The organism is Homoserinibacter sp. GY 40078 (genome assembly GCF_008017545.1).
Lineage (GTDB): Bacteria > Actinomycetota > Actinomycetes > Actinomycetales > Microbacteriaceae > Homoserinibacter.
The window spans coordinates 561,543-576,902 of sequence record NZ_VRTZ01000001.1 but is presented as its reverse complement, the minus strand read 5'-3'; the positions used below and the strand labels follow the sequence as shown (position 1 = coordinate 576,902).

Sequence of the window (15,360 nt, the reverse complement as noted above, 5' to 3'; positions counted from 1 at the left end):
GCGCGACGCGTCAGGCGGTCTCGACGAGCGGCAGCGCCTCGACGAGCACGCTCGGCGTGCCGAAGCGGTGCGCCGTGATCGACACGGCCTGCTCGCGCAGGAACGGCAGCAGCTCGACGCGACCCGACTCGGTGACCGGGCCGTCGTAGACCGCGATGTCGGGGCGACCGCCGAGCGAGGTCAGCAGCTCATCCGCGCGTCCACCGATCAGGCGGATGCGGGTATCGCGAAGCCGCGCGGCCTCGCGTACGAACGCCGTCGCGTCCTCCGAGCGCACGTCGACCCCGGCGGCTCGCAGCGCCTCCAGCTCGGACGGCGACAGCACGGCGGCGGTCGAGAGGGTCACCTGCGAGCCGCTCAGCAGGCCCGCGAGTGCGACCCGTGCGACCTCGACGGCATCCGCTCCGGCCTCGGCACGCACCGTCACCGGCAGGGCGCGGTAGCGGAACGCATTGCGCTCGGCGGTGAGGCCGGTCACGTCGCGCACGGTGCCGAACTCCGACGACCACGCACGCCGGTCGCTCGCGGCGGCGCGCTGCAGCATCGCCTGGGCCGCGGAGCCCCGTGCGCCGAACACCTCGACGATCCGATCCGCGGCCGGGTCGAGCGCGGGGACCGCCTCGAGCGCGGCCGTGGGGCGCACCGTGCCGAGCCCGAGCAGGTAGTTCGGTCCGCCCGCCTTCGCGCCGGGTCCGACCACCGAGCGCTTCCAGCCGCCGAACGGCTGGCGCTGCACGATCGCTCCCGTGGTGCCGCGGTTGACGTAGAGGTTGCCCGCCTCGACGCGGTCGATCCATCGCGCGATCTCGCCCGCGTCGAGCGAGTGCAGACCCGCGGTCAGGCCGTAGTCGACGGCGTTCTGCAGCTCGAGCGCCTCGTCGAGGGTGCGGGCGTGCATGATGCCGAGCACCGGTCCGAAGTACTCGGTGAGGTGGAACTCCGACCCCGGCAGCACGCCGGACTTGATGCCGGGGCTCCAGATGCGGCCCTCGTCGTCGAGCCGGCGCGGCTCGAGCAGCCAGCTCTCGCCGGGCGCGAGGCGGGTGAGGGCGTCGAGCAGCTTGCCCTCGGCGGGCGCGATGATCGGACCCATCCGATTCGTCGGGTCCGCGGCGTCGCCGACGGGCATCGATCGGACGGCGTCGAGCAGCTGCTCGCGGAACCGTCGCGACTCGGCGACCGACCCGACGAGGATCGCGAGTGACGCCGCCGAGCACTTCTGACCGGCGTGTCCGAACGCGGAGTACGCGACGTCGCGCACGGCGAGGTCGAGATCCGCGGAGGGGGTGACGATGATCGAATTCTTGCCGCTCGTCTCGGCGAGCAGCTTGACGCCGGGGCGGAAGGTGCGGAAGAGCTCGGCGGTCTCGTAGCCGCCGGTGAGGATCACCTGATCCACGCGCTCGTCGGCGATGAGCTCCTCGCCCAGCGCGCCGCTCGAGACCTCGCCGCCGCCCAGCACCACGAACTGCAGCACCTCGCGCGGCACGCCGGCATCCCAGAGCGCCTCGGCGAGCACGGCAGCGGTACGGGCGGTGCGGCGGGCCGGCTTGAAGACGACCGCGGAACCTGAGGCGAGAGCCGCGAGCGTCGATCCCGCCGGGATCGCGAGCGGGAAGTTCCACGGCGGCACGACGAGCGTGACCTGCGCGGGCACGAACTCCGCGCCGTCCAGATCGTCGAGCTCCCGGCCGCGCTCCGCGTAGTAGTGGGCGAAGTCGATCGCCTCCGACACCTCGGGGTCCGACTGGTCGACGGTCTTGCCGCCCTCGGCCGCCATGATCTCGATGAAGGCGTCGCGGCGCTCTTCGAGCAGCTGACCCGCACGGTGCAGGATCGCGGCGCGCGCATCCGCTCCCCGCGACGCCCACCCGGTCGACGCGGCGACCGCGGTCGTCAGCACCCGATCGACGGCGGCGGCATCCGGGACGGCCGAGACGTTCACGGTTCCTGCGCCGAGCGTGGTGCTGCGTGAGCGGTCGAGCGCGGCACGCGCCCAGCCGCGGTTCGCGGCGACCGCGGGGTCGGTGTCGGGGGCGTTGTGGAACCCGGCCTCGACGGCCGCGGGCACCCGCGTGCGGTCCTGCACGCGGTGCGGCGGGGGCACGACGTCGTCGACATCCGCGAGGGAGGCGAGGAACCGGTCGCGCTCGCGGGCGAACAGCTGCTCGGAGCTCGCGAGCTCGAAGACCGCCGACATGAAGTTGTCGGAGCTTGCACCCTCCTCGAGGCGTCGGATGAGGTACGCGATCGCGGAGTCGAAGTCGGAGGCCGCCACGACCGGCGTGTACAGCAGCAGCCCGCCGACGTCGCGGCGCACCGCCTCCGCCTGCGCGGGCGCCATGCCCAGCAGCATCTCGATCTCGATGCCGTCGTCGACACCACGCGTGGTCGCGAGGTGACGCGCGTAGGCGAGGTCGAAGAGGTTGTGGCCGGCGACGCCGAGGCGCACGTCGGCGATGTTCTCCGGTCGGAGGGCGACATCCAGGATGCGCTTGTAGTTGGTGTCGCTGGCCTGCTTGCTGTGCCAGGTGGCGAGGGGCCAGTCGTGGAGCGACGCGTCGACGCGCTCCATCGGCAGGTTGGCGCCCTTCACGAGCCGCACCTTGATGCCGGCTCCGCCCGCCGCGCGCCGGGCGTGCGCCCACTCGCGCAGGCGCAGGTAGGCGCCGAGCGCGTCGGGCAGGTACGCCTGCAGCACGATGCCCGCCTCGAGCCCCCGGAGAGCTTCCTGGTCGAGGATGCGCTGGAATACGGCGATCGTGAGGTCGAGGTCCTTGTACTCCTCCATGTCGAGGTTCACGAACTTCGCCGGGGTCGCCGCGGCGGCCTGCTCGAAGAGCGGTGTGAGCGCCTCGACGATGTCGTCGACGGCCTCGTCGAACGCCCACGGGGAGTGCGGCGCGACGGTCGCCGAGACCTTGATGGAGACGTAGTCCACGTCGTCGCGCGCGAGCAGGCGGCGGGTGCCGTCGAGTCGGCGGCCCGCCTCATGGGCACCGAGCACGGCCTCGCCGAGGAGGTTCACGTTGGGGCGTGCGCCGCGGGCGCGGATGCGGCGGAGCGCACGCCCGAGGCCCGGGTCGTTCGCGTCGATCACGAGGTGGGCGACCATCCCGCGGAGCACCGATCGTGCGATCGGCACGACGATCCCGGGCAGCACGGGCGCGAGCATCCCGCCGATCCGGAGCGCGGTGCGCAGGGGCCAGGCGAGGAAGCGCGGCGGCCGCTTCGCGAGACGCGCGAGGGTGCGCGCCGCGACCCGCGAGTCCTCGGGGCGGATGACGCCGTCGACGAACCCGACTGCGAAGTCGAGGCCCTCGGGGTCGCGCAGCAGGCCCGCGAGGCGCTTCGCGGACGGGTCGACGGGGAGCGTCTCGGCGGTTTCGAGCCACTTGCGCACGCGGGCGACGACGGCGTCGGCGACCGCCTCGTCGTCGGGCGCGGAGGGCGATGCGGACGCGGGGGATGCGGGAGTCATCGAGGTCACGGCGTCAGTATGGAGTCGCAGATCCCGTAAGGTATAGCAACGAATTCTTCGCTATACACGTCAATTCTTCTTAAGGTTTCTCGCGATGCTCGACGTGCGCCGTCTCGCTCTGCTGCGTGAGCTCGCCCTCCGCGGAACGATCGCCGCCGTCGCCGCAGCGATGCATCAGACGCCCTCCGCGGTGTCGCAGCAGCTCGCGCAGCTCGAACGCGAGGCGGGTGTGCCCCTGCTGCGGAAGACCGGCCGGCGGCTGCAGCTGACCCCGCAGGCGGAGATCCTCGTCGGGCGCACGGAGGAGATCCTCACAGCGCTCGAACGCGCCGACACCGAGCTCGCGGCGTCGCTCGAGCAGGCGACCGGCGTGATCCGGGTCGCGATCTTCCAGTCGGTGGCCCTCGCCCTGCTGCCCGCCGCGCTCGACGTGCTCGAGCAGGAGCACCCCGCGCTCACCGCGATCGTGACCCAGCGCGAGCCCGAGACCGCGCTGCACCAGACCTTCGCCCGCGACTTCGACCTCGTCATCGCGGAGGAGTACCCGGGGCACGCCGCCCCGCAGCTCGCCGGACTCGACCGCCGTCCGCTCACGACCGACGCGATCCGGCTGGCGGTTCCCCCGGGCGGCTCGGGCCGGTTCGCGATCCGCGACATCCGCGACGCGTACGCCGCACCCTGGGTGATGGAGCCCCGCGGCGCAGCCTCGCGGCACTGGGCCGAACAGGCCTGCCGCCGCGCGGGGTTCGAGCCCCAGGTGCGCTTCGAGACGGCGGACCTGCAGGCTCACGTGCGACTCATCCAGACCGGTCACGCGGTGGCGCTCCTGCCCGACCTGATCTGGCAGGGCGCCGAGCCGACGGTCGACCTGGTCGGGCTCGAGGGCGAGCCGCGGCGCACGGTGTTCACCTCCACGCGCATCGCCTCCGCCGGCCACCCGGCCGTGGTGGCGTTCCGCGAGGCGCTCGAACGGGCGGCACAGCTGAACCGACGCTGAGCGGCCGGGAGGCTCAGCGTCCGCGCGGCGCGAGCAGGCGCATCCGGCAGGCGAGCTCGGCGGCGAAGCGCTCGTCCGGATCCTCGAGGTCGAGGCCGAGTGTCTGCTCGAGGCGGCGCACCCGGTAGTTGACCGCGTTGGGGTGGAGGTTGAGGTCGGCGGCGGCCCGCACGAGCGAGTTGCGATGCCCGAGGTACGCGGCGAGCGTGCGCACGGCGATGTCGGACTTCTCGGGCCCCAGAGCATCGAGCGGAGCGAGCACGTCGTCGAGCAGTCGGCGGCTGAGGGGGGAGGCGTAGAACTCGAGCAGCACGCGGCGCAGACCCGTGACGTCGGTCGCACGAGCCTCACCGAGTCGCCCGCCCGCGATCGCCGCTTCAGCCGAGATCCGGGCCTCGGCCGCAGATTGCCGCAGGCCCGAGGCGCCAACCTGCGGGGTGCCGAGCCCCAGCGTGTAGACCCATTCGCCCCCCGCGGTCGCCGTCGCGTAGTCGCGGATGCGCTCGCCGACCTCCCGCAGGCGCCGCTGGTGGTCTCCGGCACCGTGCTGCTCGCTCGAGACGAGGATCACGTCGTCGTGGAGGTGCGCCACGTGCCACGCCTCCGAACGTTCGTGCAGCAGCTGCAGAGCGAAGAGTTCGACCGCCGGACCCACCGAGCGCGGTGCGCGCAGTTCCGGATCGCGGCGGTGCGTCGGGCGCAGCCAGCCGACTACGTGCGAGAGCGAGAGCGGGAAGCCGAGGCGCGCGGCCTCGACGCCGAACCCGTCGAGGCGACTCGATTCGGCGTAGATGAGCTCGATGAGCAGGTCGGCGCGCGACTGCGTGGGGGCGAAGCGCTCGCCCAGCTCGTGCTGGAGAGCGCGCGAGACGGCCGCGGCGATCACCGGGAGGGCGACGAGCACGGCGGCATCGGTGTGCTCGGCGACGAGGCGGCCGACGGCGAGCTCACCCACGCAGACCGCATCCGGGTCCATCCAGTTCGCGGTCGGATCCTCGACGATCGACAGCTCCACCCCGAGCGCGCCGGACGCCGCCTCGAGGATCTCGCGCGACCCCGCGCCGCCGCTCGCCGCCGCGGACGCGCGCTCGATCGCGTGCTCGGCCCGGGCGAGCGAGTCCGCCGCCCCGCCCCGGAGGATCCGGTCGATGACGACGGCGAGCTCGGATGCCGTGCCGGTTTCGGACATCAGCACGGGCACCGCCCCGCGCGCCGCCAGCTGCCGTGCCGTCTCGGCGAGCGGGAATTCCCCCGCGAACACGATCCCGGCGAACCGCCGGGCCACCGCCTGCCGAAGAGCGATATCGACCTGGTAGGCCGACGGGCGTCGCCCCTCCGGGGCGGCCACGATGACGAGCGCGCCGACGGTCGCCTCGTCGAGTTCACCGATCGGAGCGATCTCGACGTGCGCGATCAGCGGGCTGTGGTCCGGCCCGGCCACATGGCGGATGCCGATGCGGTCCGCCTGCGCGATCAGCTGTTCGATTCCGCCTTGTTCCACCAGCACAGTATGCGCCGATACCTGGTGCCCTCAGCACATTGAGGTGATCCGACCCCGTCCTTACTGTCGGACTATGCCCCACCGACCCGACGGCACGGATTCCGACATCCGCCTCATCACCCGCGACGACGTCGCCCCGCTCGCGGCGGGTGCAGCGATCTACGGCACCGGCGGAGGCGGCGCGGTGCACACCGTCCAGCTCGCCGTCGAGATCGCGATCGACGAGCACGGGCCGGTGCCGATCATCGGCATCGACGAGCTCGGTCCCGGCGACGCCGCCATCGTCCTCTCGGCCATCGGCGCCCCGTCGGTCGGCATCGAGATGCTCGGCGCCGCCGGCCAGGCCGAACGGATCGTGCGGGAGGTCGAGCGCATGACCGGCACCCGCGTGACCGCGGTCATGGCGGCCGAGATCGGCGGAAGCAACGGTGTGGCCCCGGTGGGCTGGGCCGCGCAGCTGGGCATCGCGGTGCTCGACGCCGACGGCATGGGCCGCGCGTTCCCCGAGGCGACCATGATCTCGATGAACGTCGCCGGCATGCCGAGCGAATGGGCCGTCATGAGCGACGTCGTCGGCAACCTCTCGACCCTTCGCGTCATCAGCATGGCGTGGCTCGAGCGCCACGCCCGCGCCATCACCGTCGCGAGCGGAGGCATCGCACTCGGCGGGCACTACCTCCTCACCCGCGAGACCGCACCCGGCGCCGTCATCGAGGGCACCGTGCGACGCGCGATCGAGGTGGGGCGCGCGCTGCTCGCCTCCCCCGAGCCCGTGACGGCGCTCGCCGAGACCCTCGACGCCGACATCGTCATGCACGGGAAGCTCGTCGATGTCGAACGGCGCACCGAGTCCGGATTCACCCGCGGCTCGGTCACGATCGAGGGCACCGGAAACGACCGCGGCCGGCTCATTCGCGTCGAGGTGCAGAACGAGAACCTCATCGTGCTCGAAGACGGCGAGGTCGTCGCGAGCGTGCCCGACCTCGTCACCATCGTCGACGCCGAGACCGGCGAGGCGATCTCGACCGAACTGCTGCGCTTCGGACAGCGCGTCGCCGTGCTCGCCTGGGCATGCGATCCGCTCTGGCGCACCCCTCGAGGGCTCGAACTCGCCGGCCCCGCCGCGTTCGGCTACGACATCCCCTACGTCCCCTTCGAGCGCACCACGGAGGTCGCACGATGAGCCCGCGCGATCTCTCCATCGGCATCGACGTCGGCGGCACGAACACGGACGCCGTCGCCCTCGACGCCGACGGCCGTGTGCTGGCCTGGACCAAGGAGGCCACGACCTCGGACGTGACGAGCGGCATCCGCGCCGCGCTCGTCGCGGTCCTCTCGCAGCTCGGCGAGCGCCGGGCGAGCGTCTCGCGGGTCATGCTCGGGACGACCCACGCGACCAACGCGATCGTGCGTCGTCGCGACCTCGACCGGGTCGCCGTGATCCGCCTCGGGGCTCCCGCCTCCACCGAGTTCCCGCCGCTGTCCGGCTGGCCGGCAGATCTCCGCGACGCGGTGCTCGCCGGCACGGTGCTCGCGGGCGGCGGGCACCTGGTCGACGGCTTCCCGATCTCCCCGCTCGACACCGACGCGATCCGCCGGTTCCTCGACGGGATCGAGGGGCGCTTCGACGCCGTCGCCGTGTGCGGGATCTTCGCGCCGTCGTTCCCCGAGCAGGAGATCGAAGTGGCGGAGCTCGTGCAGGAGCACGTGGGCGACGTCCCGCTGTCGCTGAGCCACGAGGTCGGCGCCCTCGGCCTTCTCGAGCGTGAGAACGCGACCGTGCTGAACGCCGCTCTCGGTCGGGTCGCGGGCGAGGTGACCCGTGCCCTGCTAACGGTCGTCGCCGAGGAGGGACTCGACGCCGACACCTTCTTCGCCCAGAACGACGGCACGCTCATGGCCGTCGACTACGCGGCGCGCTACCCGGTGCTCACGATCGGCTCGGGACCCGCGAACTCGATCCGTGGCGCCGCGTTCCTCTCCGGCGCGAGCGAGGCGATCATCGTCGACGTCGGCGGAACGACGAGCGACCTCGGCGTGCTCGCGAGCGGGTTCCCGCGCGAGTCCACGCTGCCCCGCGAGATCGGCGGGGTGCGGACCAACTTCCGCATGCCCGACATCCTGAGCCTCGGACTCGGCGGCGGCACGATCGTCGACCCGGCCGCGGGTTCCTTCGGTCACGACTCGGTCGGATACCGCATCGCCGAGGAGGCGCTGCTCTTCGGCGGCAGCGTGCCGACCCTCACGGACGCGCACGCCTCGGTGGCGGGCTCACCCGTCGACGGGCGCGAGCTGCCCTCCCTCACGGCGGCGCACCGCGCCGGCCTCGCGAACGCCCTCGCCATGGCGCACGACCGGATCGAGTCGGCGGTGGAACGGATGTCGCTCGGCCGCGCGAGTCTGCCGCTCGTCGTCGTCGGCGGAGGCGGCTTCCTCGTGCCCGACCGCGTGCTCGGCGCGACGGACGTGCTCCGACCCGCCCAGGGAAACGTCGCCAACGCCGTCGGAGCCGCGATCGCGCTCGCCGGCGGGCGCGCGGACCAGCTCTGCGAGCTTCCGGATCGGGCGGCCGCGATCGAGTCCGCCTCGCGCGCGGCGATCGAGAAGGCCGTGCAGGCGGGCGCCGACCCGCTTCGGGTCGAGGTCGTCGACATCCTCGAGACCCCTATCTCCTACGCCACGCGGCCCACGCTGCGGGTGTCGGTCAAGGCCGCCGGGCCCCTCGCCCGGATCGGCGATGAGACGCAGCACCAGAACCCCCACACCACGAGTCAGAAGGAAGCATCATGATCCGAAAGAAGCTCGCGGCGGTCTCTGCCGTCGCGGCGGCCGCACTCGCGCTGAGCGCGTGTGCCAGCAGTCCTGACAGCGAACCGACCGAGGACTACGTCTCGGGCGGCACCTTCGTGAAGGCGCTCACCGGCGACCCCGGCAGCATCATCCCCTTCAACGCCATCTCGTTCGACACCTGGGAGGTCGTGAGCACGGCCTACGAGGCGCTCGTGTACGTGACCCCGGACGGCGAGTTCACGCCGTGGCTCGCGGAGAGCTGGGAGGAGAGCCCCAACCAGGTCGTCTACACGCTGAAGGACGGCATCACCTGCGCCGACGGCACCGACTTCACCGCCGAGACCGCGGCCAACAACATCAACTACAACGCGAACCCCGACAACGCCACCTTCTACTACGGGGCGACGGTCACCGAGGCGGTCTCCGCGTCGGCGGAGGGCAATGTGCTCACCGTCACGACGTCTGCGAACGACCCGTTCCTGCTCGCCAACACCGGCACGATCCTGCAGGTGTGCCAGGCGGGAATCGACGACCCCGACAGCCTCGCCGACTCCGCCAACGGAACCGGCCTGTTCGAGCTGACCGACATCCAGGCGCAGTCCTCCTACACCTTCGAGAAGCGCGAGGGCTACACCTGGGGTCCCGACGGCGTCACGAGCGAGACGGTCGGCCTGCCCGACGAGATCGAGCTGCGCATCGTGGACGACGAGTCCACGCGTGCGAACCTCCTGCTCGCGGGTGACATCAACGCCGCCTCGATCGTGGGAGCCGACTCTGCACGCGTCGAGTCCGCGGGCCTCGAGTCGACGGGCGTGCGCAACTCCGTCGGCGAGATGCTCTTCAACGAGCACGACGGTCGCGTATTCTCCGACCCGCTCGTGCGGCAGGCGCTCACGCTGGCCCTGGACCGGGCCGAGGTCGGCGCCGTGATCGCGGACGGCAAGGCGCTCGACGCTGTCTCGCTCGTCACGAAGACCCCGCTGCTGTGCGTGGTGGAGCCGGCCGAGTGGCAGCTGCCCGAGACCGACCTCGAGAAGGCGGGCGAGCTGCTCGACGAGGCCGGATGGGAGCTCGGCTCCGACGGTCTGCGTACGAAGGACGGCGAGCCGCTCACGGTGAAGTTCATCTACGACGCGCCGACCGCGACCCACGCTCCCGCCGCGGAGCTCGTGAAGCAGATCTGGGACGAGCTCGGTGTCACGACGGAGCTGAGCGCGAACGACGCCGCGGCGTGGTCCGACCAGCTGTGGAGCACGTTCGACTGGGACACCGGCTGGATCCAGCTCGCCCCGAACAGCCCCGTGCAGCTGTCGACCTTCTTCGGGGCAACCCCTGAAGAGGGCGGGCTGAACTTCATGTTCGTCGACAACCCCGACTACACCGCGAACGCCGACAAGGCGCGGGCGGCGTCGAGCGCAGACGAGGCGTGCGGCTACTGGCGGGCGGCCGAGACGGCGCTCATCGACCGGGTGGACGTGTTCCCGCTCGCCGACAACATCATCCCGACGTACATGAACGGTGCTGTGTTCGAGGCGCCCGCGTACGTGATGCCGACCAGCATCCGGATGCTGGGCTGAGACGATGACGGCCTCCTCGTTCGACACGGCACCGGTCGCCCCGGCGGGGCGCCCGCCCGTACGGCGAGGAGGCCGTCCGTTCACCCTGTCGCCGCGCACATCGTTCCTGCTGCGCAGGCTCGGGCGGATGGCGGTGTCGCTCGGCATCGTCGTGGTCGCGACGTTCGCGATCATCCACCTGGTGCCGGGCGACCCCGTGCGGGCCGTGCTCGGCCCGAGTGCGCCGGCGGAGCTCGTCGCGCGCACCCGGTCTGAACTCGGCCTCGACCAGCCGCTGCTCGTGCAGTTCTGGAACTACGTCGTCGCCCTCGTGCAGGGCGATCTCGGCACCTCGCTGCAGACGCATCGCCCGGTCGCCGACACCCTCGCGCAGCGCGCCCCCGCCACGCTCGTGCTCGCGGGAGTGTCGTTCGTGATCGCGGCTGTCGGCGCTCTGCCGATCGGCCTCGCGACGGCGATCTCGGTCCGCAGCGGACGCCGCCGCTGGCTCGACCTCGCGGCATCCGCCCTCGTGGGCCTGCTCATCGTGGTGCCGAACTTCCTGCTTGCCGTCGGGCTCGTGTGGCTCTTCGCCGTGCAGTGGCACGTTCTGCCGGTGGCGGGGTGGGGCGATCCCGCGCAGCTCGTGCTGCCGGTGCTCGCCCTCGCGATCGGCCCCATGGCGTACCTCGCGCGGATCGTGCACGTCGAGCTGCTCGCCGTTCTCGACGCGACCTACATGACCACGGCCCGGAGCAAGCGCCTGCCCTCGCGCCTCATCTACCTGCGGCACGCGCTGCCCAACATGCTCACCTCGGCCCTCACGATCGGTGGCCTCATGCTCACCGGAATGGTCGCCGGGACCGTGCTGATCGAGACGATCTTCGCCATCCCGGGTCTCGGGACGACGATCGTGTCGTCGATCACAGCGAAGGACTACCCGATGATCCAGGGGGTCGTGCTCGTGTACGCCGCGATGGTGCTCGCGCTCAACCTCATCGTCGATCTCGTGCTCATGTCGATCGACCCCCGATCCTCGCTGGCGGAGGGCTGATGGCCGCCCAGATCTCACCCATGCGGGCTCGACTGGCGAGCCCGGTCGGCGTCACGACCGTGACGGGTCTCGGCGTCGTCCTGCTGCTCGCCGTGTTCGGGCCGATCCTCTGGGGTACCCAGGCCGAGGCGACCTCCGTCGCCGACCGGCTGCTCGGCGCCAGCTGGCAGCATCCCTTCGGAACCGACGAGCTCGGCCGGGACGTCCTCGCGCGCGTGCTCGCCGGCACCCGCACCTCGGTGCTGCTCGCGCTCGGCGCGACAGGGATCGCGGTCGCTCTCGGCATCGTGCTGGGGCTGCTGCCCACGGTGCTGCCGCGCGTGCTGCGGCGGATGCTGACCGGCCTCATCGACATCCTGCTCGCCTTCCCGTGGCTGCTGCTCGCCCTCTTCTTCTCGGCGATCTGGGGAGCGAGCGCCACGGGCGCGATGCTCGCGGTCGGCTTCGCCGGCATCCCCGCGTTCGCCCGTCTCAACTACACGCTCGCCTCCTCGATCATGGGCCGCGACTACGTGCGCGCGGCACGCATCGTCGGCGTCGGGCCGCTCGGCGTGCTCGTGCGGCACGTGCTGCCCAACGCGGCGGGCCCCCTGCTCGTCAACGCGGCGGTGCACGCGAGCGGAGCGCTGCTGTCGTTCGCCGGGCTCTCGTTCCTCGGGCTCGGCGTGCAGAGCCCCGAGTACGACTGGGGGCGTTTGCTGCGCGAAGGCATCGCCCGCATCTACGTCAACCCGATGGCCGCCATCGGCCCCGGGATCGCGATCGTCGTCACGGGTCTTCTGCTGACCCTCGTGAGCGACGTGTTCGCCACCACGCCCCGACGCGGCGCGCTCATCCGGAACGGACTGCGGGGGCTGCGACCCGCTCGCCGCGCCGGATCGATGCGCGCCGCGTCGGCCTCACCCCTCGAGCTCGCGGACGAGGCCGCCGTCGTCTCCTCCGCCAGGGAACTGCGGATCGCGTTCCCCGGCGCCGATGGCGGTGCGGTGGAGCGGGTGCACGGGGTCGACCTCGAGATCGCCCCCGGAGAAGTCGTCGGCATCGTCGGGGAGTCGGGTTCGGGCAAGTCGATCACCGCGATGGCGCTCGCCGGACTCATCGAGCAGCCGGGCGCTGTGACCGCCGACGAGCTGCGCTTCCGCGGCGTCGATCTGCTGGCACCCTCCTCCCCCGTCTCCAAGCGCCAGCTCGGGCTCGAGCTCGCGATGGTCTTCCAGGACCCGCTGACGTCGCTGAACCCGGCCCTCACGATCGGGCGCCAACTCACCGAGGCGGTCGAGGTGCACGAGGGGGTCTCGCGCGCGGAGGCCCGGGAGCGCGCGCGGCAGGCGCTCGCATCCGTCGGCATCCCCGATCCGGAGCGGCGCCTCGGCCAATACCCGCACGAGTTCTCGGGCGGCATGCGTCAGCGGGCGATGATCGCCATGGGGCTCATGGGCAGCCCGCGGCTCATCGTCGCCGACGAGCCGACCACGGCGCTCGACGTGACCGTGCAGCGGCAGGTGCTGCAGAACCTCCGTCGAGCGCAAGCGCTCACGCGCACGGCGGTCCTCTTCATCTCCCACGACATCGCGCTCGTGGCCGGATTCTGCGATCGCGTCCTCGTGATGAAGGACGGCGTCGTGGTCGAGCAGCTCGCCGCCGATCGGCTGCTGGTCGACGCGCAGCATCCCTACACGAAGGCGCTCATCGCGTGCGTGCCCGACATGACCTCGGACCGCACGCGCCCGCTTCCCGTGATCGGCGAGACCGGGGCCGTCAGGAGGGCGTCGTGACCGACTTCCAGATCGAGAACCTCCAGGTGAGGTACGGCAGCGGATCGCACGCCCACCTCGCCGTCGACGACGTGAGTCTGCGCGTCCCCGAGGGGCGCACCCTCGGGCTCGTCGGCGAATCGGGATCGGGCAAGTCGTCGATCGCGGCGGCAGCCGTCGGGCTCGTGCGGCCGTCGAGCGGTGCGATCCGCCTCGACGGCGTCGACGTGAGCGGACGCGGCAGTGCGGCGAGGGCGATGCGCCGACGCATCCAGCTCGTCTTCCAGGATCCGTTCTCGGCGCTTGATCCGCGGATGCCCATCGGGGCGTCGATCGCGGAGGCGACCCGCGCCACCGGACGCCGCTGGTCGCGTGCCGAGAAGGCCGACCGGGTCTCCGAGCTGCTGCAGCGGGTGCACATCGATCCGTCGCGGGCGGGCGAGCTGCCGGGCGCGTTCTCGGGCGGTCAGCGTCAGCGCATCACGATCGCGCGGGCGCTCGCCGGCGAGCCGGAGGTGCTCATCGCCGACGAGATCACCTCGGCGCTCGACGTGTCGGTACAGGGGGTCATCCTCAATCTGCTGCGCGAGCTGCAGGGGGACCTCGGGCTGACCGTCCTCTTCATCTCGCACAATCTCGCGGTCGTGCGCTACGTGAGTCACGAGCTGTGCGTCATGCGGCACGGCCGGGTCGTCGAGACAGGTGAGACGGAGGCGGTGCTCGCGAGCCCCGCCGATCCCTACACCGCTGAGCTTCTGCGCGCCGTGCCGGTGCTCGGCGAGCGGCTCGATCTGGGCGCCACCGCCTGAGGGGTGCCGGCGAGGAGCCCTGAGACCGCCTCCGCGAGCTCGAGGGTCTCGTGCTCGAGCTCGCGCACCCGCGCGCGCATCGCGTCGACGGGGCCGACCATGCAGGCCGCCGCGATCACGGCACCGCTCGCGTCGCGCACCGGCGCCGAGATCGAGAACAGCCCGGCGTCGTCGATCGATGCGAACGAGATGACCCCGTCCCGCTGGACGCGACGCACGCGACCGGCGAACACCTCGATCTCGTGGGGCGTGTGGCGGCTCGGCAACAGCTCGGCGAGGCGGTCGGCGTCGACATCCATCGCGAGCGTCGGGCCACCGTCGGATCCGATGATCGGATGCGGTCGCCCGAGCCAGGGCGCCATCGTGAGGCCGTCCCCCGCCTGCTCCAGCTCCTCCACGAGCGTGAAGCTGCGCATGCCGCGCAGCACCGTGAGGAACGCGCACTCACCGGTCGCGTCCGCCGTCGCGGCGACGAGTTCCGCGCCCAGCCCCCGCATGAGCGGCTCGGCGACGGCACGGTGCCAGGCGTGCACGCCCCAGGAGATCCGGGCATTTCCGCTCGGCTCGACGGCCACGATCCCCGCCCGGCGGGCCGACCCGAGGATGCGATGCGCGCGATCCGCTCCGATTCCCGCGGCCCGCGCGGCGGCGGCGATCGTCCGGGGTTCGGTGGCCAGCACGTCGAGCACCTCCAGCGCTCGGCCGATGCTCGACGCCTCAGTGGTCGGGGGCGCAGGTGAGGTCGGAGTCGGCCCAGGCACCTCCGGCGTGATCAGGGTGCGCTCGAGCTCGCGTCGCGCTGCCGCGAGCGCCCGCCGCGCCCGCGGCACCCCGCCCCGCGCGCGATCGACCAGCAGCCGGACGGCGAGCACGGCGACGCAGTCGCCGTCGGGGCGGAGCACCGGGGCGGCGACCTCCACGACCCGGCCGCGCGTCGACTCCCGCACACCTCCCGCGGGATGCGCGAAGGCGAGCCGGATGGCGGATCCCGGGTCGTCCACCTCCGTGCCGAGGTCGGCGGAGGCGTGGAGCGTCCACGCCGAGCCCACGCTCGCGACGACCCGCATCCGTTCACCGCAGGCGGCGGCGAGCAGCACGGTCTCGCCGGTCTGCTGCGCGGCGAGCGTGAGCGCGAAGCGCGTCGCGCGGGCGTGGGGCGACGCCGCGCGCCCCGAGAGGCGGATGGCCGCGGGTCCCAGGCGGTAGTCGCCGTAGCCGCCCGCCCGTTCGAGCATCCCGCAGCGGTCCAACTCCGCGGCGAGGCGGGATGCGGTGCTGAGCGTCAGGCCGAGTGCGGTCGCGAGCTCCCCGACCCCGAGCGGCGCGAGCGGATCGGGTCGCTCCGCGACGAGACGCACGGCGAGCAACGCTCGTTCCAGTCGATCGGCCATGCCACCCTCGTCTCTGCAATCCTGCGC

Annotated in this window: 10 protein-coding genes; 7 read left to right on the top strand and 3 right to left on the bottom strand. The window is 72.3% G+C overall.

Annotated features, from left to right (window positions below; translation table 11 throughout):
- Window positions 1-10: 10 nt before the first annotated feature.
- Window positions 11-3,481: a proline dehydrogenase family protein gene (locus tag FVQ89_RS02755; protein WP_147901459.1), complete on the bottom strand. Its 3,471-nt coding sequence runs from the start codon at window positions 3,479-3,481 to the stop codon at window positions 11-13.
- A gap of 94 nt (window positions 3,482-3,575) precedes the next feature.
- Between FVQ89_RS02755 and FVQ89_RS02750 the strand changes: the two genes are divergently transcribed.
- Window positions 3,576-4,478, top strand: coding sequence for a LysR family transcriptional regulator (locus tag FVQ89_RS02750; protein WP_147900387.1), 903 nt, complete (start codon window positions 3,576-3,578; stop codon window positions 4,476-4,478).
- Window positions 4,479-4,491: 13 nt separating this feature from the next.
- Here FVQ89_RS02750 and FVQ89_RS02745 read toward each other — a convergent pair whose 3' ends face one another.
- Window positions 4,492-5,979 (bottom strand): CdaR family transcriptional regulator, encoded by a 1,488-nt coding sequence (locus FVQ89_RS02745; protein ID WP_222706031.1) that lies wholly within the window; start codon window positions 5,977-5,979, stop codon window positions 4,492-4,494.
- Window positions 5,980-6,052: 73 nt separating this feature from the next.
- On the opposite strand from FVQ89_RS02745, the gene FVQ89_RS02740 reads away from it, so the two are divergent.
- The 6 genes from FVQ89_RS02740 to FVQ89_RS02715 are packed head-to-tail and all read left to right on the top strand — an operon-like array spanning window position 6,053 to window position 13,942.
- Complete coding sequence (locus tag FVQ89_RS02740; protein ID WP_147900386.1) at window positions 6,053-7,162, top strand: DUF917 domain-containing protein; 1,110 nt, start codon at window positions 6,053-6,055, stop codon at window positions 7,160-7,162.
- Window positions 7,159-8,769, top strand: coding sequence for a hydantoinase/oxoprolinase N-terminal domain-containing protein (locus FVQ89_RS02735; protein ID WP_147900385.1), 1,611 nt, complete (start codon window positions 7,159-7,161; stop codon window positions 8,767-8,769). Before FVQ89_RS02740 ends, FVQ89_RS02735 begins: the two co-directional genes overlap by 4 nt.
- Window positions 8,766-10,346, top strand: coding sequence for an ABC transporter substrate-binding protein (locus tag FVQ89_RS02730; protein WP_147900384.1), 1,581 nt, complete (start codon window positions 8,766-8,768; stop codon window positions 10,344-10,346). The genes FVQ89_RS02735 and FVQ89_RS02730 overlap by 4 nt, the downstream gene beginning before the upstream one ends.
- A gap of 4 nt (window positions 10,347-10,350) precedes the next feature.
- The gene (locus tag FVQ89_RS02725) at window positions 10,351-11,379 is read left to right on the top strand and encodes an ABC transporter permease (protein ID WP_187264869.1); all 1,029 of its coding nucleotides are present in this window, start codon (window positions 10,351-10,353) and stop codon (window positions 11,377-11,379) included.
- Window positions 11,379-13,154 (top strand): dipeptide/oligopeptide/nickel ABC transporter permease/ATP-binding protein, encoded by a 1,776-nt coding sequence (locus FVQ89_RS02720; protein ID WP_147900383.1) that lies wholly within the window; start codon window positions 11,379-11,381, stop codon window positions 13,152-13,154. Before FVQ89_RS02725 ends, FVQ89_RS02720 begins: the two co-directional genes overlap by 1 nt.
- Window positions 13,151-13,942 (top strand): ABC transporter ATP-binding protein, encoded by a 792-nt coding sequence (locus tag FVQ89_RS02715; protein ID WP_147900382.1) that lies wholly within the window; start codon window positions 13,151-13,153, stop codon window positions 13,940-13,942. Before FVQ89_RS02720 ends, FVQ89_RS02715 begins: the two co-directional genes overlap by 4 nt.
- Here the strand turns inward: FVQ89_RS02715 and FVQ89_RS02710 are convergent.
- A complete protein-coding gene (locus tag FVQ89_RS02710) occupies window positions 13,873-15,333 on the bottom strand; it encodes a helix-turn-helix domain-containing protein (RefSeq protein WP_147900381.1) in 1,461 nt (486 codons plus the stop codon). The two genes, FVQ89_RS02715 and FVQ89_RS02710, sit on opposite strands and share 70 nt — an antisense overlap.
- Window positions 15,334-15,360: the final 27 nt, after the last annotated feature.

What these genes read in the sequence shown, in the direction of transcription:
- FVQ89_RS02730 (WP_147900384.1), top strand. Translation starts at nt 8,766, where the DNA reads ATGATCCGAAAGAAGCTCGCGGCGGTCTCTGCCGTCGCGGCGGCCGCA.
- FVQ89_RS02735 (WP_147900385.1), top strand. Translation starts at nt 7,159, where the DNA reads ATGAGCCCGCGCGATCTCTCCATCGGCATCGACGTCGGCGGCACGAAC.
- FVQ89_RS02755 (WP_147901459.1), bottom strand. Translation starts at nt 3,481, where the DNA reads ATGACTCCCGCATCCCCCGCGTCCGCATCGCCCTCCGCGCCCGACGAC.
- FVQ89_RS02725 (WP_187264869.1), top strand. Translation starts at nt 10,351, where the DNA reads ATGACGGCCTCCTCGTTCGACACGGCACCGGTCGCCCCGGCGGGGCGC.
- FVQ89_RS02720 (WP_147900383.1), top strand. Translation starts at nt 11,379, where the DNA reads ATGGCCGCCCAGATCTCACCCATGCGGGCTCGACTGGCGAGCCCGGTC.
- FVQ89_RS02710 (WP_147900381.1), bottom strand. Translation starts at nt 15,333, where the DNA reads ATGGCCGATCGACTGGAACGAGCGTTGCTCGCCGTGCGTCTCGTCGCG.
- FVQ89_RS02750 (WP_147900387.1), top strand. Translation starts at nt 3,576, where the DNA reads ATGCTCGACGTGCGCCGTCTCGCTCTGCTGCGTGAGCTCGCCCTCCGC.
- FVQ89_RS02740 (WP_147900386.1), top strand. Translation starts at nt 6,053, where the DNA reads ATGCCCCACCGACCCGACGGCACGGATTCCGACATCCGCCTCATCACC.